We start from the raw sequence: 25434 nt of genomic DNA, 5'->3' as shown, positions 1-25434 counted from the left end.
TAACATAAATTTAGTACGTCTTTGGCAATGTTTTTGGAGATACATCAGATATTTTTACGACTTAAACTTACCCCCACAGATTATGCAGCAAAATATGTTGTTTTTAATGGTGCTTTTTACATCATTTTCCATGGTTTCACAAGATATCCATCGAAAAAACTTAAATGGAAAAGTGTCAGCACCAAGTCAATCGCTTGAAGGAATTTATGTTTTAAATTTGACTTCAAAGAAAGAAACAGTTACAAAAGAGGGCGGTTATTTTACGATTTCTTCAAAGGTTGGCGACTCATTGATGTTTTCTTCAATTCAATTTAAAGGGAAAATTGTGAGTATCGAAGAACAAGATTTGAATGAAGATTTGTTTCAAGTTAAATTGGAAACGATGATTAATCAGCTCGACGAAGTTATGGTTGTAAAATATAAAAGTTTAAATGCCTATGACCTGGGAATCATTCCGAGACCCGCAAAAGTTTACACGCCTGCCGAGCGAAAATTAAGAACGGCAACTGGTGTCGATGCACAAGTGGGTTTAAATTCTTCGTTTACACTCGATCCGCTTTTCAATCTCCTTTCTGGAAGAAGTGCCATGCTTGAAAAAGAAGTTCAAATTGAGAAAAAAGAGCGTTGGATTGATCAAATTGAAAATATTTATTCAGAAGATTATATTGTTAAAAAATTAAAAATACCTGCAGAACATATCAAAGGTTTTCAATACTTTGCAGTAGAAAATATAAGATTTACTAATGCAATTGGAGCAAAAGACAAATCGATGGCTCGTTTCTTACTCGGAGAATTGGCCAAAAAATACAATCAAATTTTAGAAGATGAAAAATAATTACCTACTTATCGTTTTATTCTTAATATCAACCTTTTCATTTTCTCAGAGTAAGGAAAAATTGATCAAAGGTAGAATTACTTCTGGACCAGTAACCGTGGAAAATGTAGAAGTTATCAACGTTGCAAACCAAAAAGTGGTGATGACAAACGCAAAAGGAGAATTTGAAATTTGGGCGAAAACCAACGATTTGCTATTGTTTTCAAATTCAAATTATGAAGATTCAAGAAAAAGACTTTGGGAATCAGAATATAAAGCTGGTAAAATTGAGATAAAAATCGTGCCGATTGTAACGCAATTAGAAGAAGTCGTTGTTACACAAACCGACGAAATTGGTAATGAATATAAGGCAGCCAAACAATACACTCCCGCAGAAAGGAAATTAGAAACTGGCGCTACAATGGTTCGTCAAATTCAAGGAATCGGAATCAGCAATGACGCTATAATCAACGCGATTTCTGGTAAAACAAAAATGATGAAAAAAGAAGTGGCTGTAGAAAAAAAGGAAGCGGCTTTAATCAGAATAGAAGAACTTTTTGATGACGAATATTTTACAGATCAACTGAAAATCCAAAAAGATTATGTTGACGGATTTAAATATTACGTAGTGAATGATGAAGAATTTTTAAATACTTTGAAATCAGAAAATAAGCGCGCTTTAGATAAAATATTTTTTCATTTAGCAGCCGAATATAAAGAGGTTTTGGCTGGTGAAAAGTAAGGTTTTCAAAAATATATTTTTTAAATCTAGCTAATGAGTAAAAAAATACTTCTTGCTTTTTTATTTTTATTTCAGATTTCTTTCAGTCAAGAAAAACTAATTCACGGGAAAATCAGCGCCGAAGGAAATTATGTTGAAGGTATAAATATCGTGAATCTAGTTAATGAAAAATCAGCTGTTTCTGATAAAAACGGAGATTTTTATATTTTGGCTAAAGCCGAAGATTTACTCGTTATTTCAGCCATAAATTTTGAATACAAAAGAAAATTAATATCTGAATCAGATTTAGATTCAGAAATTATAAAAATCGAAATGACACCAAAAGTTGGTCAAATTGATGAAGTTGTAATCACGAAATATAAAAATATCAACGCGGTAGATTTAGGGATTTTAAACAAACCTGCAAAACAATATACGCCAGCAGAACGCAAAGTAAAAACAGCAACCGACTTAAATTTAAAACTAGGATTTGGCGTTGCATTCAGTTTAGATCCAATTATAAATGCAATTTCTGGAAGAACAAATTTGCTAAAACAGAATCTTTCGATTGAACGAAAAGAACGTCTTTTGGAACATTTAAATTCATTGTTTTCGGAAGAATATTTTTTAGAAACTTTAAAAATTCCTTCAGAAAAAGTATTGGCATTTCAATATTTTGCGATTGAGGATTTGTCATTAATCAACGCAATTGAAATGAAAAACAAAACACTTTCTTCACTCAGATTAATACAGCTTTCAGAAATTTACAAAGAATTACAAGCCGATGAAAAATAAATTAATCTTACTTTTTTTATTCGTTATCCAAATTTCTTTTGCGCAAGAAAAGCTCATTCACGTGAGAATTTCTGCTGGAGGAAATAGCGTTGAAGGTATTAATGTTGTCAATTTGGTCAACGAAAAATCTGCGGTTTCTGATTACAACGGCGAATTTTATATTTTCGCTAAAGCCGAAGATTTACTTGTTTTTTCTGCTATAAATTTTGAATACAAAAGAAAAATTATCGACGAATCTGATTTGAATTTGAAAATTATCGAAATAGAAATGGTTCCAAAAACCAATCAAATCGACGAAGTTGTCATCGAAAAATACAATATGAACGCGGTGGAATTAGGTATTTTGTCTAAGCCTGCAAAAGTGTACACACCAGCCGAGCGAAAAGTGCGAGCTGCGACTACCGGACTTTTAGATCCATTATTAAATTTAATTTCAGGAAGAACAAAAGACTTAAAATCAAACGTTGAAGTTGAACGGAAAATTTTCAATTTAGAAAAATTAGAAGATTTATATGAAGACGAATATTTTGTCAAAACATTGAAAATTCCTGCTGAAAATGTATCGGGATTTAAATATTTTGCAGTCGAAAATAATGAATTGGCGCAAGCCATCAAGGCAAAAAATAAAACGCTCACCGATTTTCTTTTGGTACAAATTTCAGAAAAATATAAAGCACAACAATTAGAAGAAAAACAATAAAATTTCAATCAAGTTTTTTAGATTTTTAAATTTCTGAATGACAAATCTATGCCTAAATCGTTACAGATTAATTACTTTTACAAAATGAAAAAGATAATTAAAGTTGCCTTAATTTTTGTGCTTTTCTTGAGTTTAACCTCAATGACAGTTCACAAATTTTATGTTTCGGTAAACCAAATTGACTTTGTTCCAAAGAAAAAAGCGCTCGAAATCACCTCTCGAATTTTCATCGACGATTTAGATTTGGCCTTGGAAAAAAAGTTTAAAAAGAAAGTGTATCTCGCTACTTCCAGAGAAATTTCTGATTCAAAAGAATTGCTCCAAAAATATTTCGACGAAAAGTTTTCCATCAAGGTAAACGGTCAGCAAAAACAAATTAATTTCCTTGGAAAAGAGGTGGAAGAAAACGTTTTGATTTGTTATTTCAACGTAAAAGATGTTTCGAAAGTTGCTTCCTTAGAAATAAAAAACACCGTTTTGATGGAACTTTATGAGCAGCAACATATTTTTCACACCACTATTTTAGGCCAAAAACAAAGCGTTTTGCTCACCAACGGAAACACGGTTGGTGTGTTAAAGTATTAGCAAATTTTTCTGCTTTAACTCAAATTGAGTATTTTTCAACTTTAAAGAACAAATCATCAATGAAAAGAATATTTTGTCTTCTCGCAATTCTTCCGATTTCGCTTTTGGCACAGGAAACAAAAACTGCTGAAAAGAAGCGCGAACCAGGAAAATACGATACCAATAAGTTTAGCCAGATGTATGATCTTTTGGCAACTCCAAATATGTTTAGAACGGCTTCTGGTGCGCCCGGATCAGCTTATTACCAGCAACAAGCCGATTACAAAATGGACATCGAGCTGGACGATAAAAACACAAAAGTTTACGGAAACGAAACGATTACATACCATAATAATGCTCCGGAAAGCTTGGACTATCTTTGGATTCAATTGGACCAAAATCAAAATGCGAGAGATTCAAAATCGCCATTGATTGAAAATCAAAAAATGGATCCAGCGTTGACTCCTGGTGGTTTTTCAAAGAAATTTATGGAGGAAGATTTTGACGGAGGTTTCCACATCGAATATGTAAATGACGCGAAGGGAAAGCCGATGAAATACGTCATTAATCAAACGATGATGCGCATTGATTTGCCAATGCCTTTAAAATCAAAGGAGAAAATAGAAATCAACATAAAATGGTGGTATTTAATCAATAATTATCGAGTTGATGGCGGTCGTTCAGGGTATGAACATTTTGATTCTGACGGAAATAATTTGTACGTTTTGGCTCAGTTTTATCCAAGAATGGCAGTTTATAATGATGTTGAAGGTTGGCAAAATATGCAATTTTGGGGAGCCGGAGAATTTGCGCTTCCGTTCGGAAATTTTGATGTGAATATAACCGTTCCGGCAGATCATATTTTAGAAGCTACCGGAGATTTGTTGAACAGAAAAGAAGTTTTTACGGCAGAACAATTTAAAAGATATCAGTTGGCCGAAAAAACGTATGACAAGCCAGTTGTCGTGGTAACGCAAGCCGAAGCAGAACAAGCTTCAAAAAGTTTTTCAGACAAGAAAAAAACGTGGAAATTCAGTGCAAAAAATGTGCGTGATTTTGGAATTTCTACTTCACGAAAATTTATTTATGATGCGATGGCGGTGAAACTTTCTGAGAAATCAGTGATGGCAATTTCGCTTTATCCGCCAGAATCAAATCCGCTTTGGGGCGATTTATCGACGAAAACTGTGGCGCATACTTTAAGAAGTTATTCATCGCACACTTTTGATTATCCTTATCCAAAAGCGATTTCAATTTCTGCCGAAGATCAAGGAATGGAATATCCGATGATTTGCTGGAATTATGGACGTCCCGATGAAAAAGGTTTTGTGAGCGACCGAATTAAATATGGAATGCAAAGCGTGATTATTCACGAAGTGGGACACAATTTCTTCCCGATGATTGTGAATTCTGACGAACGCCAATGGAGCTGGATGGACGAAGGTTTGAACACATTTTTGCAATATTTGGCTGAAAAAGAGATGGATCCAAATTATCCTTCACAACGCGGTCCGGCAAAAAATATCGTTCCTTATATGAGCGGTGACCAAAATTTCTTGGAACCAATTATGTCAAATTCAGAAGGGATTCACCAATTTGGAGCCAATGCTTATGCAAAACCGGCAACAGGTTTGAACATTTTGAGAGAAACAATTATGGGCAAAGATTTGTTCGATTATGCTTTCAAAACTTATGCAAATCGCTGGAAATTTAAGCATCCAACGCCAGATGATTTTTTCAGAACGATGGAAGATGCGTCGGCAGTTGACTTAGATTGGTTTTGGAGAGGTTGGTTTTTCTCGACAGAATATGTTGACTTGGGAATCAAGGAAGTAAAACAATATTATGTTTCTGAAACGGCTCCGAAGGAAGCAAAAGAAGTGGCCATCAGAAGAGGTCGTTTCAATCAAGAAAAAGGTCCGTTTGTGTATTTTGTTTCTTCAGATTCAAAAGATTTGGATAAAAAATCTCAAAAATACTTGGAAGTTGCTGACGTAAAAATCTTGAATGATTTTATCCAAGAAAAATATACTTCGGAAGAAAGAAGCAAATTGAAATCTCCAAAATATTTTTATGAAGTGACGTTTGACAAGCTTGGAGAAATGTTGATGCCAATTTTAGTCGAACTGACTTTTGAAGATGGAACCACTGAATTTCATAATTTTCCGGTTCAAATCTGGAGAAAAGGAAATGCAACTGCAACACGAATTTTTGCTACGGATAAAAAAGTTTCGAAGATTGTTCTGGACCCAAAATTAGAAACAGCCGATATCGACGTAACCAATAATGCGTGGCCAAAAGTGGAAGTAAAATCTAAATTTGACCAGTTTGGCGGTTAAGTTAAAATCATATTAAAATCGGTTCTCAAAATCATAAGTAAAAACTGCGACTGATTTTTTGCCGTATCTTTGTTTAAAATTCAATGTTATGTTTGGAATAGGAGGATCAGAATTATTTTTAATCATAGTGATCGCTGTGATGCTTTTTGGGGCTGATAAAATCCCCGAAGTAGCGCGCGGACTTGGGAAAGGTATTCAGCAATTAAAAAATGCTACTGACGATATTAAAGGTGAAATTCAAAAAACGGCTACCGAAAATGGTTTTGATCAAAATTCGTTAACCGGAGGACTTTCTGACGAAGTTGCAAAAGTGAAGGAAAACTTCGCTAAAATTATGGAAAACTCAAACGATCCAAGCTTTGGACTCGATAAAATCAAGGAAGATCTGGGTTCTGAAATCGAAAAAGTAAAAGAAGATATTGAAACTTTAGAAGGTCCGATAAAAAGGCAAGACAGGTAGATGGAAACATTATTGGAACTCGACAAAAATTTATTTATATTTCTCAATAGCCTTGGATCTGAAAGATTCGACGGCTTTTGGCTTTTTATAACGAAACAAATTAATTGGATTCCGATATTTCTAATCATCATGTATTTGGTTTTCAAACATCTTGGCTGGAGACATGCTTTGATGATAATCTTGGTTATGGCGCTTTTAATTGCCCTGACAGATCAAACGACCAATTTATTTAAAAACTATTTTCAGCGACTTCGCCCGGTGAATAACACTGATTTAGATAATGTGATTCACTTTGTGCACAAGCGATCTTCGTTTAGTTTTATTTCAGGTCACGCTTCAAATTCGATGGCAGCAGCTTTCTTTTTATACAAAGTTTTAAAGCCTTACTTGAAATATATGGGATTCATTTTTCTTTGGCCGTTAGTTTTTGCTTACAGCCGAATTTACTTGGGATTGCATTATCCAGGAGACATTTTAGCTGGTTATATTTGGGGGATTTTAATGGCTCTGTTAATGATGAAATTATATACTTTCCTTCGAGATAAATATTTCCCAGAAAAAGAAGAAGTCGATCATCCAACAAATGATGCGCCTTTAGAAATGTAAAAAAATAAGGAGAACGGTTTTAAAACTGTTCTCCTTTTTTTTATTGGTTTCATTCATCTAACTTTAAAAGTTTCCCTTTTGAAAATTTCCATGATCTTTGCGGAGGCAAGTCAAATTCACCGCCACAATATTTTTCACATTCATTAAATATTTTTTTGATTTCAATAATTCCATCAAGGTTTTCAAAAGGTGATGAAAAAAATACTTTCTTGCCCATATAATATAAAATTCCTTTGCAAGTAGAATTATCATACGGCTTTGCATTGTATATAAAAACTAAAGTGTCATTTGGTTCATTTTCAGTTATAATTGTTCCAAAGTCGATTAAAAAACTATCTTCTTTATAAATACTAAAAGCAACATTTTTTTTATTTAGTTCATCAATTTTTTTTATAAAATCCGTGAGTTCACTCTTTAAATCAGCATTTGTAATTTCATAAGTGCTCAAGTCTTCTTGCTCAATTTTCTCGCTTCTTTTTTGGCAAGAAATAAAGAGAATGTTTAAGACTAATAACTTAATTACATATTTCATTTTTACAAAACTCTACTAACCGTCAAACCATCACGAATAGGCAACAAAACCGTTTCAACCCTTGAATCTTCTTTCAGTTTTTTATTATATTCCAATAAAACATTGGTACTTAAATCTCTTGGGTCTGGCTTGTCTAAAACTTTTCCGCTCCATAAAACATTGTCCGAAAGAATAATCCCGCCTTTGTTCATCACCGGCAAAATCATTTCCCAATAATTCAAATAATTGTCTTTATCAGCATCAATAAAAACCAAATCATATTTTTTATTTAGAGCTGGAATTATCTCCAAAGCATCGCCCAGATGTTGCGAAATCTGACCTTTCCATTGTGATAAATCAAAGTATTTTTTCTGAATATCAAACAGTTCTTCGTTGATATCAATTGTGTCGATAGAACCATTTTCCTGCATTCCTTCGGCCAAACACAAAGTCGCATAACCAGTGTAAGTTCCAATTTCAAGAATATTTATTGGACGAATTAATTTGGAAAGCATACTTAAAACGCGTCCTTGAAAATGCCCGCTCAACATTCTGGGTTGCATAATTTTTTGATACGTTTCTCTGTGAAGTGAAGCCAAAAGCGTTGGCTCGTCTTCAGAGTGTCTTTCTACGTAAAGTTCTAATTCGGGAGATATAAAGTGCATTGTAATTGATTTTTAGCAAAATTATAAAATAGTAGCAACTCTCAATACTAATATCTAACTTTGCAGCATGCAAATTGAGAAAAAAGACATCAGGGCATTATCAAAAGACCAACTTCGGGATTTTTTTGTTTCTAACGGAGACAAAGCTTTTCGCGGAAATCAGGTCTATGAATGGCTTTGGAGTAAAGGAGCGCACAAATTTGACGACATGACAAATGTGGCCAAACCAACGCGCCAAATGTTAGAGGAAAATTTTGTCATCAATCACATCAAGGTTGATACGATGCAAAGAAGTGAGGACGGAACCGTGAAAAATGCCGTTCGTCTTCATGACGGATTGGTTGTAGAATCGGTGTTGATTCCTACAGATACGCGCACAACAGCTTGCGTTTCAAGCCAAGTGGGTTGCAGTTTAGATTGTAATTTTTGTGCCACGGCAAGATTAAAAAGAATGCGAAATCTTGGTCCTGATGAAATTTATGACCAAGTCGTGGCAATTGACAAAGAAAGCCGTTTGTATTACAATCATCCGCTTTCAAATATCGTGTTCATGGGAATGGGCGAGCCGTTGATGAATTACAACAACGTCTTGAAAGCCATCGAAATGATTACTTCCACAGAAGGTTTGGGCATGTCGCCAAAACGAATCATGGTTTCCACTTCTGGAGTTCCAAAGATGATTAAAAAACTGGCTGACGACGAAGTGAAATTCAAATTGGCGGTTTCTTTGCATTCTGCAATTGATGAAATTCGCGCCAGAATCATGCCTTTTAGCAAAAACTTTCCGTTGGCAGATTTGCGTGAAGCTTTAGAATATTGGTATAGAAAAACCAAAAGCAAAGTGTCATACGAATATGTGGTTTGGAAAGGAATCAATGATAACAAGGCTTCGGTCGATGCATTGGTTAAATTCTGCAAATATGTGCCTTGCAAAGTGAACTTGATTGAATACAATCCAATTGACGATGGTGAATTCCAGCAAGCTTCAGAAGAATCAATCAATGAATATATTAAAGCATTAGAAGCCACAGGAATCGTAGTAAAAGTTCGCCGTAGCCGTGGAAAAGACATAGACGCCGCATGCGGACAATTAGCAAATAAAGAAGCGTAGAAATTAATATCCAATCCCTGCTAGGGTTTAAAACCCTAGCAGGGTTTTTATTTATATAGAATCTTTTAAATATTTCAATCTTTAAATTTTCAATCAGAAGCCGTATATTTGCTTCCAATGAAAATCACCGAGCAAATAAAACAGCCAATTCTTGCCGAAATGGAACTTTTTGAAAAGAAGTTTCACGAAGCGATGTCTTCAAAAGTGGCTTTGCTCAACAGAATTACCTATTATATCGTTAACAGAAAAGGAAAACAAATGCGTCCCATGTTTGTTTTTCTGACTGCAAAAATGGTTTCAGAAGGAATCGTAAACGAAAGAACGTATCGTGGCGCTTCGGTGATAGAACTGATTCACACAGCAACTTTAGTTCACGACGACGTTGTGGATGACAGCAACCGCAGACGCGGATTTTTCTCGATAAACGCACTTTGGAAAAATAAAATCGCAGTTCTCGTTGGAGATTATTTGTTATCCAAAGGATTGCTTCTTTCCATCGACAATGGCGATTTTGATTTGCTGAAAATTATTTCTGTTGCCGTTCGAGAAATGAGCGAAGGAGAATTGCTCCAAATTGAAAAAGCAAGGCGATTAGATATTACAGAAGATGTTTATTACGAAATCATCCGTCAAAAAACAGCAACTTTAATCGCGGCTTGTTGTTCACTCGGAGCTTGTTCCGTAAATCCAGAAAATACTGTAGTAGTAGAAAAAATGCGCAAATTCGGAGAATTAATCGGGATGGCTTTTCAGATAAAAGACGACCTTTTTGATTATACAGATGATGCCATCGGAAAGCCAACCGGCATTGACATCAAAGAACAAAAGATGACGCTTCCGTTGATTTATGTCTTAAATCATTGCACTCCAAAAGAAAAAAAGTGGGTAATAAATTCCATCAAAAACCATAATAAAGATAAAAAGCGCGTCAAAGAAGTCATTGCTTTTGTAAAAAACAACAACGGACTTTCTTACGCAGAACAAAAAATGGTCGAATTCCAGCAGGAAGCTTTGCTGTTGATTCAAGATTTTCCAGATTCTCCTTATAAAGACGCACTTACTTTGATGGTTAATTATGTTATTGAAAGAAAAAAATAGATTTTTATTTCAAAATTTGTTTATTGTAAATACCTGTATATTAGGTTTTTGAGTTTCTATTTTTCACTATCTAATTATCTGTTTTCAAAATTTTCTAATTTTTTTTCACGCCTCGTGCAACCATTTTCAATCGACAATCGTCTATGCTAATAGAACACTGATTGAAACATTCAAACGAGTCATAAATCATCAATCTGAAATCAAACATTTATTGTGAAAGTAATCGCATTACATCAAGAAGAAAGAGAAATAATCAGCCAGGCTGTCGAGAATAATCGACACGCACAGCAGAAAATTTATTCCTCTCATGCTCCAAAAATGTTGAGCGTTTGCAGGCAATACATTAAAGATTTGCACCAAGCCGAAGATGTTATGATTACCGCTTTTATGAAAGTTTTTTCAAATCTGAAAAATTTTGAGCACAAAGGAAGTTTTGAAGGTTGGATAAGAAGAATTATGGTGAACGAATGCATTTCCTTTATCAGAGTTCAGAAAAAAGTAAAGTATATCGAAGACGAAAATTACTTCGAAGAAACTTTTAATAATACCGATAGTCAATTTAATGTAGAAGATATTCAGTTTTTAATTGATGGTTTGCCAGACGGATACAGAATGGTTTTTAACCTTTATGCCATCGAAGGATTCAAGCACCAAGAAATTGCAAAGATGCTCGGAATTAATGAAGGAACATCAAAATCGCAATTGTCACACGCTCGAAAAATGTTGCAGGAACAAATTAACAAGTTAAAGAATTTTCAAAATGGAACCGAATAAATTAGAAAATAGCTTTAGAGAACAGCTGAACAAAAGAGAAATTCGGCCGTCAGAAATGGCTTGGGATCGATTAGACGCCATGCTTTCGATTGCCGAAAATAAAAAACCTAAAAAAAGAACGTGGATGTATATCGCCGCCAGTTTTTTAGGATTTATCCTGATTGGTTCCTTATTTTTCAGCCAGTCAGAAACAGAAATCAAGACAAATAACGCAGTTGTCGTTCAAGAAAATACAGAAAGCCAATCAGAAAATACAAGCCAAAAAGAATCATCGCCAGTTTCATCATCAACAATTACGGCAGTTAAGCCAAACCAAAATGCGATTGCTTCGGTAACAACTTCTTCGAAAAAAGGATCCAACGCTTCAAAAGAAAACTCATCAATTTCTCAAAAAGGCACAGAAGAAGTTCAAATTATTGAAGAAAAAGCGATTTCAGATGTAAAACAAAATAAATACATCGAATCAGAAAGTCTTTTGGCAGAAGCAGAAACAAAATTGCAGTCAGAATCCATCAAATCATCGGTTGCAAAATCAGGTGTGAAAGTAAATTCTAAAAATCTTCTCAATTCAGTCGAAGGCGAATTAGACGATACTTTCAGAGAAAGAGTAGTGCGTTCGATCGGCAAAAATTATGAAACAGTCAAGTCAAGCTTGGCAACCAGAAATCAAGAATAATCAATCAAAAACATTTTAAAATCAACAATTATGCAAAAAATTATTTTTTACGCAGTGGCAATGCTATGTCTTTTTGCAAGCAAAGTCTTTGCACAGGAAACCTTTGAAACTCGAGCAAAAGCAATCGCTCAGAATATTGAAACGGTCACAAAAGAAGAAAAAGACGCACTAAAATCTGAGGTCGAAGCGGTCAATAAACAATTAGACAATGGCGAAATAACTCAGGAACAAGCCGATGCAAGAAAGGAAGCTTATGCTACAATAAGAGCAAATAATATCGAAACAAAAGTAGCTGCAGAAGAAGCAAAATTGACAGCTTTGGTCAAAGAAAAAGTAGATGGAAAAGTAAGTTCTGGACATGAATCAACTCAGTTTGGCATCTTTTGGAAATCAAATACTACAAAATCTGACGCTGACAAACAAAAACAAGATTCTATTTATAGAACCAGATCAGACCGCAGAACAACCTCTCAATTGGTATTCGCAACCGGATTTAACAATACAATTAACGAAGGCGATTTAGGAACTTTAAACGATTCTGATTTCAAATTTAATAAATCACAATTTTATGAATGGGGAATAACTTTTAATTCTCGATTGGCTAAAAACAGCAATTTGCTTCACGCAAAATACGGACTTTCATTAATGTACAACAATCTTCGTGCGACAGACAACAGAAGTTTTGTGGTAAATGGCGACCAGACAGAATTAGTTGAAAATCCCATCCATTTAAAAGAATCCCGATTCAGAAATGTGTATCTCGTGTTGCCGTTGCACTTAGAATTTGACTTTACAAAAAAGAAAATCGATGGAGATAAAGTGTATTTCCGAAGCCATGAAAGCTTCCGTTTTGGAATCGGTGGTTACGCCGGAGTGAACGTGAAATCAAAGCAAATTCTTCGTTATGAAGTTGATGATCGCGAAGTGAAAGAAAGAACAAAAGGTGATTTTAATGTCAATAATTTCGTGTACGGATTGAGCGCTTACGTCGGTTATGGACAAATGAGTCTTTATGCAAAATACGATTTAAGCCCGTTATTTAAAGACAATGTTGTTGATCAAAACAATGTTTCTCTTGGTCTTCGATTCGATTTAAATTAGAATTTTTAGAGTTTGTTACGTTAGTTAAAAATGCTTTTCGAGTAAAATTGAAAAGCATTTTTTTTCTTTTTGAACCAAATCGACAGTGTTTTTTTGCCAACCATTTTCCCGCTGTCTGCACTAGCTTTTTCCCTTTCCGAACTCCGTTCAAGGGAAAAAGGCTAGTGCCGCCCATCGGGGGTATTAGAGAAACTTTCCGCATTTTTGTAAGCATCAGAACAACAGCGTGAAGATGCAAACCGACATAAAAAATTCAATAAAAACACGCAAAATCAACATCGGAATAAAACAGCGAGCTTGTCACAAATTCAAGGCATCTTCGTATCTTTGCCCTCCATTAAAATCCAAATAATTTGATTTCTAAGAATACCATCGACAAAGTTTTTGAAACCGCCCGAGTTGAGGAGGTTATCGGCGATTTTGTTCAATTAAAAAGAGCCGGAAGTAATTTTAAAGGCTTGAGCCCTTTTTCTGACGAACGCTCTCCGTCGTTTATGGTTTCTCCGGTGAAACAAATTTGGAAAGATTTTAGTTCTGGAAAAGGAGGGAACTCGATCGCATTTTTGATGGAACACGAACATTTCACTTATCCAGAAGCGATTCGGTATTTGGCCCGAAAATACAATATCGAAATTGAAGAAACTGAGCTTAGCGACGAGCACAAAGCCGAAGCCAACGAACGTGAAAGTATGTATTTGGTTTCTGAATTTGCAAAAAAATATTTCCACAACACTTTATTGAATGATGAAGAAGGCCGGGCGATTGGCTATTCTTATTTCAAAGAAAGAGGATTTACGAACGATACCATCAAGAAATTTGAGCTTGGATATTCGCCAGAATCTTGGGATGCTTTTACCAAAGAAGCACTCGGAAAAGGCTACAAATTAGATTATCTTGATAAAACCGGACTGACAATTGTCAAAGAAGATAAACAATTTGATAGGTTTAAAGGACGCGTAATGTTCCCTATTTCCAGTATGTCTGGAAGGACGTTAGGCTTCGGCGGAAGAATTTTGACCAATGATAAAAAAGCGGCCAAATATTTAAATTCTCCCGAAAGTGATATTTACCACAAGAGTAAAGTTTTATACGGAATATTTCAGGCAAAGCAATCGATCGCCAAATTAGATAATTGTTATTTGGTTGAAGGTTACACTGACGTGATTCAGTTTAGTCAAGCCGGAATTGAAAACGTTGTGGCTTCTTCAGGAACCGCTTTAACGCCAGATCAAATTCATTTGGTAAATCGTTTGACCAAAAATATTACGGTTCTTTTTGACGGAGACGCGGCCGGTTTGCGCGCTTCCATCCGTGGAATCGATTTGATTTTGGAAGAAGGAATGAACGTAAAAGTCTGCACTTTTCCTGATGGAGAAGATCCGGATAGTTTTGCCAAGAAAAATTCCTACGCAGATTTGGTTCACTATTTAGAAAACAATGCCAAGGATTTTATCCAATTTAAAGCTTCTTTGTTAATGGACGAAGCGAAGAACGATCCGGTGAAAAAAGCGGGATTGATTCGGGATATGGTGACAAGTATTTCAAAAATTCCGGATAGAATCCAAAGAGAAATTTATCTTCAGGAAACTTCCAGAATTATGGATATTTCTGAGCAGGTTTTGGTCAATACTTTGGCACAATTGGTTCAAAAAGACATTACGGAAACCGATAAAAAGCAAAAGCAGGAGCAAAAAGTTTTTGACGTAGTTAAAAATGAAAATCCAGAGCAAGCCAGAAAAATTGATATTTTATTTGAATTAGAACGAAAAATCATTGAAATTCTTCTTTTGTATGGACACAAAGAAGATGAATTTGAAGATGTTCTCTTAAAAACAAATGAAGAAGGAGAAATCCACGAAGTTTCTGAAAAAAAGGAATATAAAGTGTACCAAAGAATTTATCTCAGTCTTCAGGAAGATGAGGTGGAATTGGCAAATCCTTTGTTCAGAGATATTTACAACGATTTGATAAATTATTTTCACCAAAATGAAACTTTCAATGCAGAGCATTATCTTATGCATCTTGCGCCAGAATTAGCGCAAGAAGTCACAGATATTTTAATGCAAGAGGAAAGAGATTTGCTCCACAACTGGGAAGGACAGAATATTATCGTCAAGCAAAAAGACCAAACGATCAGCCAATATGTTTCTGAAACAATATTGACGATGAGGTGGTTTTTAGTCGATAGAATTATCGAAGAACTAAAAGGAGAACTTTCTTCAGATCCTGAAGTTGACAATGCAGAAACGTTATCAATGGCAATGGATTATTACAAATTGATCAATTCTTTTTCGTCAAAATTAGGACGAGTAATGTCGCGTTATAGTATCTAAACGATTTCTAAAGTTTTCGCTTTATTTACTAAATCCACAAGATTTGTCACGTTTAATTTGGTAAGTAATCTTAATTTATAAGTACTTACTGTTTTCTCGTTCAAATCAAGAATTTTAGCAATTTCTTTGTTCTTTTTACCGTCGCTCAAATAACGAAGCACTTCGATTTCTCGTGTTGATAATTTTCTGTACAAACGCTCAGACTTGTTTCTTTTTCCAATTAAGGCTAAGTTTTTCTTCACAACATCACTGAAAACAACGCTTCCGTTATTTACTTTTGATAATGCAGAAGCAAGAGTTTCAAGTTTTGCAGTTTTATGAACATAAGCAGAAACGCCTGCTTTTAATGCATTTGGGGCATACATTTGTTCAGAAAGATTTGTGTAAATCACTAATTTGGTAGAAGCGTAGTCTTTAACCATACTTTTAACCAAATTAATACTTGAAAGACCTTCGAGATCTAAGTCTAAAATCACAATATCAACTGCTTTTTTATTCAAGATTTCTTCCAGTGCTTGGAAGTTTTCGGCGTGCCCAACTATGCTTACTTCAGAACTATCTTTGAAATAAGACTTAATTCCATAGTGGACAATTGGGTGGTTATCGGCCAGGCATACTTTAATCATAACTTTGTTTTTTTAAATTTAAATAAATAAATCATAAGTAAATTTAGTTAAAATTTTGACATTAACATAATTTACTTGTGAAAATCATCTTATAGAATGTGGTATTTTACAAACTGGTATAGCATTCATCTTATGCTGATTTACGAAATTTAGTCGTTTATAGATTTTAAAAACTTCTAATTCTCTGTCAGAGAACTCTTTCTCTTCTTTTCCATTTTCAGATTGGGTCATTGCCCACTCAAGTTCGTCATAAGAAGCGCCAAGTTGATCTTCATCGCTTCGGTCATCTCCAAACAAACCATCAGTTGGGGCTGCTTTTAAAATAGAATTCGGAACGCCCATAAAATCAGCTAATTGAAATACTTCAGACTTCATTAAATCTGCAATCGGGCTTATATCAACGCCTCCGTCTCCATATTTTGTGTAAAAACCTACGCCAAAATCTTCAACTTTATTTCCGGTTCCAGCAACAATCAATCCATTTATTCCTCCGTGATAATACAAGGTAGTCATTCTTAAACGAGCTCTTGTGTTTGCTAACGAAAGATTATGTTTAATTTCACTTTCTCCGGCAGGAACCAAACTTTTAAACATTTCAAAAACCGTCGTTAAGTTTGTTTCAACGCTCGAAACATTTGGAAATCTCTTTTTTAATTGCTCAATATGTTCTCTTCCTCTCGAAACGTGGCTTTCGGCTTGATGAATCGGCATTTCCACACAAAGTGTAGGCAAACCAGTTTCTGCACATAAAGTCGAAGTTACCGCAGAATCGACGCCTCCAGAAATCCCAACAACAAAACCATTAACTTTTGCGTTTGTAGCATAATCTTTTAGCCAAGAAACGATATATTTTTTTACAGCATCTGCCCGTAAAGTATTCTTTTTTTGCATCTCAATTTATATTTAAGAAACTTGAAGTGTATATTTGCATCTTTAATTTCTATTATAAAGTTAAAAAAAACATTTCATAATATTAGGTTAAGATTTTAATAGAAAAATTCCAACAAATTTATATGAAGAAATTTACAATTTTGTTATTTTTTGCAACAATTTTCATTGCGTGCGAAAAAAAGGATAAAGTGCAAGAAAAAATTGACGAAATTCCGGTTAAATTAGAAGTTGAGCGCTTTGATAAATTATTTTATGAGACAAATCCAGACGAGCTTCCTGAGTTGAAACAAAAATATCCTTACTTTTTTCCAGAAGGAAATGAAGATGTCGTTTGGACTGATAAAATGAAAGATCCGCTTTTAAAGGAATTACATTCTGAAGTTCAAAAACAATTTGGTGATTTCTCAAACGAACGAAATGACTTGGAAGAATTATTTCGTCACATCAAATTTTATTTTCCAAAAACAACTGTGCCAAAAGTTATCACGTTAATTTCTGAAGTAGATACACAAGCAAAGGCGATTTATGCAGACAGTTTGCTTTTAATTTCTTTGGATACATATTTAGGTAAAGACCATCGCTTTTATGTAGATTTTCCGAATTACCAAAAAATGAGCTTCGAAAAATCTCAAATGCTTCCAGATGTGGTTTCTGATTTTTCAATGCGCGTGATTCCGCCACCAACAGATAGAACGCTTTTATCTCAAATGATTTATTTTGGAAAAGAATTATATCTGAAGGATTTGTTGCTTCCGAATTTATCTGATGATGTAAAAATCGCGTACACGCCAGAGCAAATCGAGTGGTGTAAAGACAATGAAGGTTATGTTTGGAGGTATTTTGTGGATGAAAAATTATTGTATGATTCAGATCCAAAGTTGGGCGGAAGATTTATCAATCCAGCTCCGTTTTCAAAATTTGGATTAGAAATCGACAACGAATCTCCCGGAAGAATCGGAATGTGGATCGGATGGCAAATTGTGCGTTCGTATATGCAAAACAATGACGTATCTTTGCAGCAATTATTGCAAACGGATGCAAAAGAAATTTTCGATAATAGTAAATACAAACCTAAAAAGTAATGTCAAAAAAAATAACTTCCGAAATAAAAATCACTGTTGAATTAGACGATAATCGCGTTCCAGAAAAATTATTTTGGGCTGCGCAAGACGGAGGCGTTGTTCAAGAAGAATCAAAAGCGATGATGCTTTCTTTTTGGGACAGCAACGTTCAAGAAACAATGAGAATCGACCTTTGGACAAAAGATATGCCGGTTGATGAGATGAAAAAATTCTTCCACCAAAGTTTGGTTGCAATGGCTGACACGTTTCAGAGAGCAACAGATGACGAAAAAATGGCGGACACAATGAAAGATTTCTGTGATTATTTTGCAGAAAAAATGGACTTGAAAAAAGCAGAATAATTTTCGCATAAAAATAAAAAATCCCGAATTCAATATTGAGTTCGGGATTTTTTTTATTCTTTTTTAATCAGTGAAATTTTCGATAAAATTAAAAACTATTCAAGTCCTTAAAAACTTCCTGATTTATTTCGTCAATATATTCTAAAACAGCATCTTTTCCAGTTCCTTCGGTGGATGAAGTTACAAAGTAAGGTGGCATTTCTTCCCAGTTATTGGCTAATAATTTTTTTCTGTAAGCAGCAACGTGGGAATCGATTTTGGTTTTGCTGATTTTATCCGCTTTCGTAAAAATAATACAAAACGGAACTTCGTATTCTCCTAAATAAGTAATGAATTCTAAATCAATTGCTTGCGCTTCCAAACGAATGTCAATCAACACAAATGCACAAACCAATTGTTCTCTTTTTTCGAAATAATCAGTAATAAATTTCTGAAAAACTTCTTTAGTTTTCTTCGAAACTCTCGCGTAACCATAACCTGGTAAATCGACCAAAAACCAATTATTATTAATTTTAAAGTGATTGATAAGTTGCGTTTTTCCTGGTCTTCCAGAAGTTTTTGCCAAACTTTTGTGATTGGTCAGCATATTGATCAAAGAGGATTTTCCAACATTTGAGCGTCCAATAAAAGCATATTCTGGCAAACGTTCAGTTGGGCATTTTGCAACTTCTGAATTACTGATGATAAATTCGGCGGTATTGATTTTCATAACGGATATTCGATTTCTGCAAAGGTAGTCAAAAAAAATAACCGCTGATTTCAGAAATTAATTCTTAAATCAGCGGTTTGAAATATTTTATTTTTGGTCTATAAATGTGTTTTCTTAAGCCAGTCGTGCATCAAATTATTAAACTCATCCGGATGTTCCATCATTGCCGCGTGACCGCAATTGTCAATCCAATATAAAGAGGAATTTGGTAATAATTGATCAAATTCTTCTGCAACTTCTGGTGGCGTAACTTTGTCATTTTTTCCCCAAATAATACAAGTAGGAACGTGCATTTTTGGTAAATCTTTCGCCATATTGTGTCGAATTGCGCTCTTTGCAATGGTCAACGTTTTAATTAATTTGATTCTGTCATTTGCCATTTCATAGACTTCATCAACGATTTCCTTTGTAGCAATTTTTGGATCATAAAAAACGGCTTCCGCTTTTTTCTGAATGTAATCATAATCACCACGTCTTGGATAGCTGTCGCCCATCGCGCTTTCATAAAGTCCTGAGCTTCCGGTAATTATCAAACCAAGCATTTTCTCAGGATACATTTTTGTGTGGTACAAACCAATGTGTCCGCCAAGTGAATTTCCTAGTAAAATGACGCGGTCAAAACCTTTATAAGTGATAAAATCCTTTACATATTTCGCAAACGCTTTAACGTTGGTTTTTAATATATTTTGGGTATAAATCGGCAGTTCTGGAATTACCACTTTATATCCGTGTTTTGGAAAATATTCGGCCACACCTCCAAAATTGCTCAATCCGCCCATCAATCCGTGGAGGATAATGATTGGTGTGCCTTCTCCGGCTTCAAAATATTTATATTTTCCTTCTTTTTTTAATTCTTCCATTGGTAGTTTTAGGCATTTCGATCCCCAGAATGTAGGGAACACAAATATATGATTTTATCAATAAAAACGAATTTTTGGTAAGATAAATTACTTTTAAATTTTTGCAAAAACTTGAATAGGCGTAAGGATTTTCATCTCAAAAATTAAATTCTTCACTAAAAATCGATAAAGTTCTATAAATCAGTTATTTTGAATTAAATCATTTGGTTTTTGTTTTCTGAATTGTTTAAAATATATATCAAAATTCATAAATCTCTTGATGATTTTTTTGTAAAACTTAAATTTCGTTAAAATATTGATAATGAAAGGCAAGATGTCGTAAAAGCCAAAATTATTTGATTTGATTCTAAAGTGGTAAAACTTATCAACAAAGTGGTAATTTGTGGTAAATTGTGGTAATTATTTTTCTACATTTGCTATTAATCATTAAAAAACGTAACTAATTGAATACCATCATTGGAACATATGAATGTAAGGTCGATGCTAAAGGGAGAGTGCTTTTGCCAGCTCCTTTGAAGAAGCAATTGACTGATTCTTTGAACGATGGTTTCGTGTTGAAACGTTCGGTTTTTCAGCCTTGTTTAGAATTATATCCAATGGCAGAATGGAATTTAATGATGCAGAAAATCAATAAGTTAAACCGATTTGTGAAGAAAAATAACGATTTCATCAGAAGATTTACGGCTGGTGTAAAAGTGGTTGAAATTGACAATTTGGGACGACTTTTAATTCCGAAGGACTTAGTGACTTTCGGAAATATTTCAAAAGATTTAGTGTTGTCTTCGGCAGTAAATATCGTTGAAATCTGGGATAAAGATTTGTATGAAAAATCAATTTCTGGAGATGATATGGATTTTGCAGATTTGGCGGAAGACGTAATGGGAAATATAAATGACGACGACAATGGAATATCATAATCCGGTTTTGTTAATGGAAACTGTGGATGGTTTGGATATCAAGCCAGACGGAGTTTATGTGGATGTGACTTTTGGCGGTGGCGGTCATTCAAAAGAAATTTTAAAACGATTGGGTCCAAACGGACGATTGTTTGGTTTTGATCAAGATGAAGATGCGTTAGCAAATGCTTTAAACGATGAAAGATTTACATTAATTAATGAAAATTTCAGGTTCATTAAAAGATTTTTGAGATTCCACAATGTGAAAAGCGTTGATGGAATTTTGGCTGATTTGGGTGTTTCTTCACACCAATTTGACGTGGCGGAAAGGGGTTTTTCAACTCGTTTCGATGCGGAATTGGATATGAGAATGAGTCAAAAAAATGACTTGAGTGCTTATAAAGTAGTCAATGAATATGACGAAGCGAATTTGCGTCGTGTATTTTATGACTATGGAGAATTGAAAAATGCGCCGACAATTGCAAGAGTTATTTTGGAAGCCAGAGAAATTGAGGGAATCAGAAATACAGAACAGTTAAAAACGGTTTTGGGAAGATTTCTTCCGGCGCATAAAAGTCATAAGATTTTGGCTCAAATGTATCAAGCCATCCGAATTGAAGTGAACCAAGAAATGGATGTTTTGAAAGAATTTCTAGAACAATCTTTAGAAATTTTGAAACCAGGCGGAAGATTAAGCGTGATTTCATATCATTCTTTAGAAGACCGATTGGTAAAAAGATACATTAAAAACGGAATGTTTGAAGGTGAACCAGAACGTGATTTCTTCGGAAATTTTTCAGTTCCGTTTAAAACTATAGGGAAATTAATTGTTCCAAATGATGCTGAAATCAGAATCAACAACAGAGCAAGAAGTGCAAAATTAAGAATCGCAGAAAAAGTTTAGTATTCAGATTGCAGATTTCAGTTGGCAGACTTCAGAAATCTTAAATCAAAAATCATAGATATGAAAGGTGGAGTTTACAGCATATTAAAAGCAAAGTTTCTAATCAATGATGATGCAGCAAAAAACTGGCAGTTCATCATTTTCTTGATTGTTTTGGCTTTGATAATGATTGCAAATTCACACAATTATGAGCAAAAAACATACAGAATTACAGAATTAGATAAAGAAGTAAAAGAGCTTCGTTCTGAATTTGTGGACAGACGTTCAGAATTAATGAAATTGAAAATGGAGTCGACGATTGCAATAAAAATGGAAGCGAAAATGATTTTTCCATCGTCAGTTCCTCCAAAGAAAATCAAGGTTTTAAAAGAAAAAGAAAAAGGCTTTTTTGAAAAATTATGGCAGTAGAAGAAAAAAATATTTCTTATAGAATTTATCTGGTCGCTTTTGTGATCGTGATAATGGCTGTCGGTATTTTGGTAAAACTGACTAATATTCAGTGGGTTGAAGGTGATTATTACAGAAAAAAAGGTAAAGATAAAACAGTAAAGGAATTTGTAATTCCTGCCAATAAAGGAAATGTTTATTCTGCTGACGGAAGTTTATTGGCAACGTCAATCCCCAATTATACCGTTCGGTTTGACGCGATGGCTCCAAAGAAGGAAGATTTTGACAAAAACATCAAAGCTTTGGCAGATTCGCTTTCGATTTTATTAGAAAAACCAAGTTCTCATTATTATAACGAATTCAGAAAAGCGAGAGCCAACAAAAACAGGTATTTATTGCTTGCAAGAGGTTTGAGCTACACCGAATTTATGCGAATGAAGACGTTTCCGTTGTTCAAATTAGGCCCAAATAAAGGCGGTTTAATTTCGGAACAAAAAACGGTTCGTGAACATCCAATCGGTATGGTGGCCCAAAGAACTATCGGTTATGAAAGACAATATGTTGACGGTGGCGTGGACGGAAAAGGAATCGAGTGGGCGTTTAAAGATTACCTGAACGGAAAAGACGGTAAGGTTTTAAAGCAAAAAATTGCAAAAGGGCAATGGAAACCCATCAGTGATAACAACCAAGTGGAGCCTCAAGACGGTTATGATATTGTATCAACAATTGATGTTTATATCCAAGATATTGCGCATCATGCGTTGCTTAAACAATTGGAATATTACGAAGCAGAACACGGTTGCGTGGTGGTGATGGAAACAAAAACGGGTGAGGTAAAAGCAATTTCAAACTTGGGTATTGGCGCTGACGGAACCTATTCTGAAACTCAAAATTACGCAGTTACAGAATCTCACGAACCAGGTTCGACCTTTAAATTAATCGATTTGATTGCTTTGATTGACGATAATAAAGTGGATACAAGCAAAGTATATGACAGCCACGGTGGTACCGTCGTATATCACAATCGCCGTGTAAATGATTCTAAAAAAGGCGGTTACGGAAAAGTTTCCTTGGCAAGAGGTTTTGAATTGTCATCCAATACAATTATGGCTCAGGCGGTCTATGAAAATTATAAAGACAATCCGAAGCAGTTTGTGGATAGAATTAATGCAATGGGACTAAACAAGCCATTGGGTTTGCCTTTTAAAGGTGAAGGAATTCCCTTTATTCCACAGCCGAAAACAAAAAGATGGAACGGAATTTCACTTCCATGGATGGCTTACGGTTACGGAGTTTCGATGACGCCGTTGCAGACTCTGACAGTTTATAACGCGATTGCAAACAACGGAGAAATGGTAAAACCAATCTTCGTAAAAGAAATTAAAGAGTGGAATAAAACGATTAAAAAGTTCGATAAAGAAGTGATTAATCCAAGAATCTGCTCTGACGAAACGGTTAAAAAAGTCAGAAAAATTTTAGAAAATACAGTAAAAAAGGGAACGGGTTCTAAATTGTATTCCAAAGATTTTTCAATGGCGGGAAAAACCGGAACCGCGCAAGTGGATTATGCCAAAGGAAAACATTCAGATGCAATGTATTACGCATCTTCTTTTGCAGGCTATTTTCCAGCGGATAATCCAAAATATTCTTGTATCGTGATTATTCACAAGCCAAGCAAGAGCAAAGGTTTTTATGGAGGAGATGTTTCCGGGCCGGTTTTCAAAAGAATCGCACAGAAGATTTTTACGGATGTTCCTTCTACGAATGAAATCAAAAATTTAGACAGGAAGAGCAAAATGCAAGAGGCTAATTTTGGAAAATATTCCAACTTGGTTTCTTCAGAAAAAGTTCCGAATGTTCACGGAATGCCGGGAATGGATGCGGTTGCCTTGTTTGAAAACTTAAAGATGAAAGTGAAAGTAATCGGAGTTGGAAAAGTGAAAAAACAATCGATTCAAGCGGGCCAGCCAATTATTAAAAATAACACCATAACATTAGAATTGTCGTGAATATTCTAAAAGACATATTATATAAAGTAGCGATTGAAGCAGTCAAAGGTTCAACGGAAATTGCTGTAAACAACATCGACTTCGATTCAAGAAAGATTGAAGAAAATGACGTTTTTATTGCAATCCGCGGTGCTGTTGCCGACGGTCACGAATTTATTGAAACTGCGATTAACAAAGGCGCAACGGCAATTATCTGCGACACGTTTCCAGAAAATATTGTGGCTGGAGTAACTTACGTTCAAGTAAAAGATACGAATAGAGCTTTGGCTTTTATGGCTTCAAATTTCTACGGAAATCCGTCGTCAAACTTGAAATTGGTTGGAATCACAGGAACAAACGGAAAAACGACAATCGCGTCATTATTGTTCCAATTGTTCAAAAAAGCGGGGTACAAAGTCGGTTTGCTTTCTACTGTAAAAAACGTGGTTGATGATGTGGAATACAAGTCAATGCTTACAACATCAGATTCAATTACGATCAATAAGTTCTTGAAACAAATGAACGATGCCGGCGTAGAATATTGCTTTATGGAAGTAAGTTCACACGGAATCGCACAAAAAAGAACTGAGGGTTTGCAATTTGCAGGAGGCGTTTTTACAAATCTTTCGCATGACCATTTAGATTATCACAAAACATTTGCGGAATACCGTGATGTGAAAAAAATATTTTTCGACCAATTGCCAAAATCAGCTTTCGCTTTAGTGAATTCTGACGATAAAAATGGTCAAGTAATGTTGCAAAATACAGCAGCAAAAAAACTGACATACGCTTTAAAATCTTACGCAGATTACAGAGCGCAGATTTTGGAAAACCAATTGTCAGGATTGCTTTTGAAAGTAAATGAACAAGAAGTTTGGGTTCGTTTGATCGGAACTTTTAATGCCTATAATCTGCTTGCAATTTATGGAACAGCAATCGAATTAGGTCTAGATAATTTAGAAGTTTTGAGATTGCTTTCAGAATTAGAAAGTGTTTCCGGAAGATTTCAATTTATAGTTTCAAAAGATAATATCACGGCGGTTGTGGATTATGCGCATACGCCAGATGCTTTAGAAAATGTACTGAAAACGATTGAAGATATTCGCACCAAAAACGAGCAATTGATTACAGTTGTGGGTTGCGGTGGCGACAGAGATAAAACAAAACGTCCGATTATGGCAAACATCGCTTCGACATTGAGCGATAAAGCGATTTTGACTTCGGACAATCCAAGAACCGAAAATCCTCAAGCGATTATCGAAGATATGGAAAAAGGTGTGGAGCCTCAAAATTATAAAAAAACGCTTGCAATTTTAGACAGAAAACAAGCGATAAAAACGGCTTGTCAATTGGCACAGCCAAACGATATCATCCTAATTGCAGGAAAAGGACACGAAACCTATCAAGAAATCAACGGCGTTCGCCACGATTTTGACGATATGAAAATTGTAAAAGAACTTTTAGAACAACTGAATAAATAGA

The 25434-nt window shown here is 34.8% G+C and carries 27 protein-coding genes; 21 read left to right on the top strand and 6 right to left on the bottom strand.

Translation table 11 applies throughout. The features are described from left to right. The first annotated feature begins 94 nt into the window (after positions 1-94). From ACFPVY_RS10175 to ACFPVY_RS10140, 8 genes are all read left to right on the top strand, one after another. A complete protein-coding gene (locus ACFPVY_RS10175; RefSeq protein WP_379791886.1) occupies positions 95-835 on the top strand; it encodes a hypothetical protein in 741 nt (246 codons plus the stop codon). Beyond that, positions 825-1556, top strand: a complete 732-nt coding sequence (locus ACFPVY_RS10170) for a hypothetical protein (RefSeq protein WP_379791885.1) — start codon at positions 825-827, stop codon at positions 1554-1556. Before ACFPVY_RS10175 ends, ACFPVY_RS10170 begins: the two co-directional genes overlap by 11 nt. A gap of 33 nt (positions 1557-1589) precedes the next feature. Beyond that, positions 1590-2330: a peptidase associated/transthyretin-like domain-containing protein gene (locus tag ACFPVY_RS10165; RefSeq protein ID WP_379791884.1), complete on the top strand. Its 741-nt coding sequence runs from the start codon at positions 1590-1592 to the stop codon at positions 2328-2330. Beyond that, positions 2320-3030, top strand: coding sequence for a peptidase associated/transthyretin-like domain-containing protein (locus ACFPVY_RS10160; RefSeq protein ID WP_379791882.1), 711 nt, complete (start codon positions 2320-2322; stop codon positions 3028-3030). The genes ACFPVY_RS10165 and ACFPVY_RS10160 overlap by 11 nt, the downstream gene beginning before the upstream one ends. An 84-nt stretch (positions 3031-3114) precedes the next feature. Further along, positions 3115-3615, top strand: a complete 501-nt coding sequence (locus tag ACFPVY_RS10155) for a DUF6702 family protein (RefSeq protein WP_379791881.1) — start codon at positions 3115-3117, stop codon at positions 3613-3615. A gap of 59 nt (positions 3616-3674) precedes the next feature. Beyond that, complete coding sequence (locus ACFPVY_RS10150; protein ID WP_379791879.1) at positions 3675-5933, top strand: M1 family metallopeptidase; 2259 nt, start codon at positions 3675-3677, stop codon at positions 5931-5933. 88 nt (positions 5934-6021) lie between these two features. Further along, positions 6022-6393 carry a twin-arginine translocase TatA/TatE family subunit gene (locus ACFPVY_RS10145; RefSeq protein ID WP_379791878.1) on the top strand — a complete coding sequence of 124 codons (372 nt, stop codon included), beginning with the start codon at positions 6022-6024 and terminating at the stop codon, positions 6391-6393. Further along, positions 6394-6999, top strand: a complete 606-nt coding sequence (locus tag ACFPVY_RS10140; RefSeq protein ID WP_379791876.1) for a phosphatase PAP2 family protein — start codon at positions 6394-6396, stop codon at positions 6997-6999. A gap of 49 nt (positions 7000-7048) precedes the next feature. On the opposite strand, the gene ACFPVY_RS10135 is transcribed toward ACFPVY_RS10140, so the two are convergent. Both ACFPVY_RS10135 and ACFPVY_RS10130 read right to left on the bottom strand, forming a co-directional pair. Further along, positions 7049-7531: a hypothetical protein gene (locus ACFPVY_RS10135; RefSeq protein WP_379791875.1), complete on the bottom strand. Its 483-nt coding sequence runs from the start codon at positions 7529-7531 to the stop codon at positions 7049-7051. Between the two features lie 2 nt (positions 7532-7533). Further along, positions 7534-8175 (bottom strand): O-methyltransferase, encoded by a 642-nt coding sequence (locus ACFPVY_RS10130; protein WP_379791874.1) that lies wholly within the window; start codon positions 8173-8175, stop codon positions 7534-7536. A 67-nt stretch (positions 8176-8242) separates the two neighbouring features. On the opposite strand from ACFPVY_RS10130, the gene rlmN reads away from it, so the two are divergent. The 6 genes from rlmN (at position 8243) to dnaG (ending at position 15268) form a co-directional block, all read left to right on the top strand. After that, positions 8243-9286, top strand: coding sequence for a dual-specificity RNA methyltransferase RlmN (rlmN, locus tag ACFPVY_RS10125; protein WP_379791873.1), 1044 nt, complete (start codon positions 8243-8245; stop codon positions 9284-9286). Between the two features lie 117 nt (positions 9287-9403). Continuing rightward, complete coding sequence (locus tag ACFPVY_RS10120) at positions 9404-10384, top strand: polyprenyl synthetase family protein (RefSeq protein WP_379791872.1); 981 nt, start codon at positions 9404-9406, stop codon at positions 10382-10384. A 213-nt stretch (positions 10385-10597) separates the two neighbouring features. Continuing rightward, positions 10598-11158, top strand: a complete 561-nt coding sequence (locus ACFPVY_RS10115; RefSeq protein ID WP_379791871.1) for an RNA polymerase sigma factor — start codon at positions 10598-10600, stop codon at positions 11156-11158. Continuing rightward, complete coding sequence (locus tag ACFPVY_RS10110) at positions 11145-11834, top strand: hypothetical protein (RefSeq protein ID WP_379791870.1); 690 nt, start codon at positions 11145-11147, stop codon at positions 11832-11834. Before ACFPVY_RS10115 ends, ACFPVY_RS10110 begins: the two co-directional genes overlap by 14 nt. A 30-nt stretch (positions 11835-11864) precedes the next feature. Further along, positions 11865-12935, top strand: a complete 1071-nt coding sequence (locus ACFPVY_RS10105; RefSeq protein WP_379791868.1) for a hypothetical protein — start codon at positions 11865-11867, stop codon at positions 12933-12935. A gap of 353 nt (positions 12936-13288) precedes the next feature. Then, positions 13289-15268: a DNA primase gene (gene dnaG, locus ACFPVY_RS10100; RefSeq protein ID WP_379791867.1), complete on the top strand. Its 1980-nt coding sequence runs from the start codon at positions 13289-13291 to the stop codon at positions 15266-15268. Here dnaG and ACFPVY_RS10095 read toward each other — a convergent pair. Beyond that, on the bottom strand, positions 15265-15894 hold the full coding sequence (locus ACFPVY_RS10095; RefSeq protein ID WP_379791866.1) for a LuxR C-terminal-related transcriptional regulator: 630 nt from the start codon (positions 15892-15894) through the stop codon (positions 15265-15267). The two genes, dnaG and ACFPVY_RS10095, sit on opposite strands and share 4 nt — an antisense overlap. 84 nt (positions 15895-15978) lie before the next feature. Then, positions 15979-16785: an NAD(+) synthase gene (nadE, locus tag ACFPVY_RS10090; protein ID WP_379791865.1), complete on the bottom strand. Its 807-nt coding sequence runs from the start codon at positions 16783-16785 to the stop codon at positions 15979-15981. Between the two features lie 122 nt (positions 16786-16907). Here nadE and gldB point away from each other — a divergent pair, with 122 nt between their 5' ends. Then, positions 16908-17867, top strand: a complete 960-nt coding sequence (gene gldB / locus ACFPVY_RS10085; protein ID WP_379791864.1) for a gliding motility lipoprotein GldB — start codon at positions 16908-16910, stop codon at positions 17865-17867. After that, a complete protein-coding gene (gene gldC / locus ACFPVY_RS10080) occupies positions 17867-18208 on the top strand; it encodes a gliding motility protein GldC (RefSeq protein ID WP_379791863.1) in 342 nt (113 codons plus the stop codon). Before gldB ends, gldC begins: the two co-directional genes overlap by 1 nt. Before the next feature lie 88 nt (positions 18209-18296). Here the strand turns inward: gldC and yihA are convergent, their stop codons facing one another. Then, on the bottom strand, positions 18297-18917 hold the full coding sequence (gene yihA / locus ACFPVY_RS10075; RefSeq protein ID WP_379791862.1) for a ribosome biogenesis GTP-binding protein YihA/YsxC: 621 nt from the start codon (positions 18915-18917) through the stop codon (positions 18297-18299). 98 nt (positions 18918-19015) lie between these two features. Then, entirely contained in the window at positions 19016-19777 is a 762-nt protein-coding gene (locus ACFPVY_RS10070; RefSeq protein WP_379791860.1) for an alpha/beta fold hydrolase, read from the bottom strand. A gap of 443 nt (positions 19778-20220) precedes the next feature. On the opposite strand from ACFPVY_RS10070, the gene mraZ reads away from it, so the two are divergent. The 5 genes from mraZ to ACFPVY_RS10045 are packed head-to-tail and all read left to right on the top strand — an operon-like array spanning position 20221 to position 25433. Further along, entirely contained in the window at positions 20221-20694 is a 474-nt protein-coding gene (gene mraZ / locus ACFPVY_RS10065) for a division/cell wall cluster transcriptional repressor MraZ (RefSeq protein WP_379791859.1), read from the top strand. After that, on the top strand, positions 20669-21577 hold the full coding sequence (rsmH, locus tag ACFPVY_RS10060; protein ID WP_379791857.1) for a 16S rRNA (cytosine(1402)-N(4))-methyltransferase RsmH: 909 nt from the start codon (positions 20669-20671) through the stop codon (positions 21575-21577). Before mraZ ends, rsmH begins: the two co-directional genes overlap by 26 nt. Positions 21578-21637: 60 nt before the next feature. Continuing rightward, a complete protein-coding gene (locus ACFPVY_RS10055) occupies positions 21638-21985 on the top strand; it encodes an FtsL-like putative cell division protein (protein WP_379791856.1) in 348 nt (115 codons plus the stop codon). Beyond that, entirely contained in the window at positions 21976-23973 is a 1998-nt protein-coding gene (locus ACFPVY_RS10050) for a penicillin-binding protein (RefSeq protein ID WP_379791855.1), read from the top strand. Before ACFPVY_RS10055 ends, ACFPVY_RS10050 begins: the two co-directional genes overlap by 10 nt. Then, entirely contained in the window at positions 23970-25433 is a 1464-nt protein-coding gene (locus ACFPVY_RS10045) for a UDP-N-acetylmuramoyl-L-alanyl-D-glutamate--2,6-diaminopimelate ligase (RefSeq protein WP_379791854.1), read from the top strand. Before ACFPVY_RS10050 ends, ACFPVY_RS10045 begins: the two co-directional genes overlap by 4 nt. Position 25434 lies beyond the last annotated feature (1 nt).

Source organism: Flavobacterium qiangtangense (assembly GCF_042658345.1).
Lineage (GTDB): Bacteria > Bacteroidota > Bacteroidia > Flavobacteriales > Flavobacteriaceae > Flavobacterium > Flavobacterium qiangtangense.
This window is presented reverse-complemented; position numbering and strand designations above follow the sequence as displayed.

What these genes read in the sequence shown, in the direction of transcription:
- ACFPVY_RS10120 (WP_379791872.1), top strand. Translation starts at nt 9,404, where the DNA reads ATGAAAATCACCGAGCAAATAAAACAGCCAATTCTTGCCGAAATGGAA.
- ACFPVY_RS10155 (WP_379791881.1), top strand. Translation starts at nt 3,115, where the DNA reads ATGAAAAAGATAATTAAAGTTGCCTTAATTTTTGTGCTTTTCTTGAGT.
- ACFPVY_RS10105 (WP_379791868.1), top strand. Translation starts at nt 11,865, where the DNA reads ATGCAAAAAATTATTTTTTACGCAGTGGCAATGCTATGTCTTTTTGCA.
- ACFPVY_RS10165 (WP_379791884.1), top strand. Translation starts at nt 1,590, where the DNA reads ATGAGTAAAAAAATACTTCTTGCTTTTTTATTTTTATTTCAGATTTCT.
- ACFPVY_RS10055 (WP_379791856.1), top strand. Translation starts at nt 21,638, where the DNA reads ATGAAAGGTGGAGTTTACAGCATATTAAAAGCAAAGTTTCTAATCAAT.
- ACFPVY_RS10110 (WP_379791870.1), top strand. Translation starts at nt 11,145, where the DNA reads ATGGAACCGAATAAATTAGAAAATAGCTTTAGAGAACAGCTGAACAAA.
- ACFPVY_RS10135 (WP_379791875.1), bottom strand. Translation starts at nt 7,531, where the DNA reads ATGAAATATGTAATTAAGTTATTAGTCTTAAACATTCTCTTTATTTCT.
- ACFPVY_RS10070 (WP_379791860.1), bottom strand. Translation starts at nt 19,777, where the DNA reads ATGGAAGAATTAAAAAAAGAAGGAAAATATAAATATTTTGAAGCCGGA.
- nadE (WP_379791865.1), bottom strand. Translation starts at nt 16,785, where the DNA reads ATGCAAAAAAAGAATACTTTACGGGCAGATGCTGTAAAAAAATATATC.
- rlmN (WP_379791873.1), top strand. Translation starts at nt 8,243, where the DNA reads ATGCAAATTGAGAAAAAAGACATCAGGGCATTATCAAAAGACCAACTT.
- gldB (WP_379791864.1), top strand. Translation starts at nt 16,908, where the DNA reads ATGAAGAAATTTACAATTTTGTTATTTTTTGCAACAATTTTCATTGCG.
- ACFPVY_RS10145 (WP_379791878.1), top strand. Translation starts at nt 6,022, where the DNA reads ATGTTTGGAATAGGAGGATCAGAATTATTTTTAATCATAGTGATCGCT.
- ACFPVY_RS10150 (WP_379791879.1), top strand. Translation starts at nt 3,675, where the DNA reads ATGAAAAGAATATTTTGTCTTCTCGCAATTCTTCCGATTTCGCTTTTG.
- ACFPVY_RS10160 (WP_379791882.1), top strand. Translation starts at nt 2,320, where the DNA reads ATGAAAAATAAATTAATCTTACTTTTTTTATTCGTTATCCAAATTTCT.
- ACFPVY_RS10130 (WP_379791874.1), bottom strand. Translation starts at nt 8,175, where the DNA reads ATGCACTTTATATCTCCCGAATTAGAACTTTACGTAGAAAGACACTCT.
- ACFPVY_RS10095 (WP_379791866.1), bottom strand. Translation starts at nt 15,894, where the DNA reads ATGATTAAAGTATGCCTGGCCGATAACCACCCAATTGTCCACTATGGA.
- gldC (WP_379791863.1), top strand. Translation starts at nt 17,867, where the DNA reads ATGTCAAAAAAAATAACTTCCGAAATAAAAATCACTGTTGAATTAGAC.
- rsmH (WP_379791857.1), top strand. Translation starts at nt 20,669, where the DNA reads ATGACGACGACAATGGAATATCATAATCCGGTTTTGTTAATGGAAACT.
- yihA (WP_379791862.1), bottom strand. Translation starts at nt 18,917, where the DNA reads ATGAAAATCAATACCGCCGAATTTATCATCAGTAATTCAGAAGTTGCA.
- ACFPVY_RS10175 (WP_379791886.1), top strand. Translation starts at nt 95, where the DNA reads ATGTTGTTTTTAATGGTGCTTTTTACATCATTTTCCATGGTTTCACAA.
- ACFPVY_RS10140 (WP_379791876.1), top strand. Translation starts at nt 6,394, where the DNA reads ATGGAAACATTATTGGAACTCGACAAAAATTTATTTATATTTCTCAAT.
- ACFPVY_RS10170 (WP_379791885.1), top strand. Translation starts at nt 825, where the DNA reads ATGAAAAATAATTACCTACTTATCGTTTTATTCTTAATATCAACCTTT.
- ACFPVY_RS10050 (WP_379791855.1), top strand. Translation starts at nt 21,976, where the DNA reads ATGGCAGTAGAAGAAAAAAATATTTCTTATAGAATTTATCTGGTCGCT.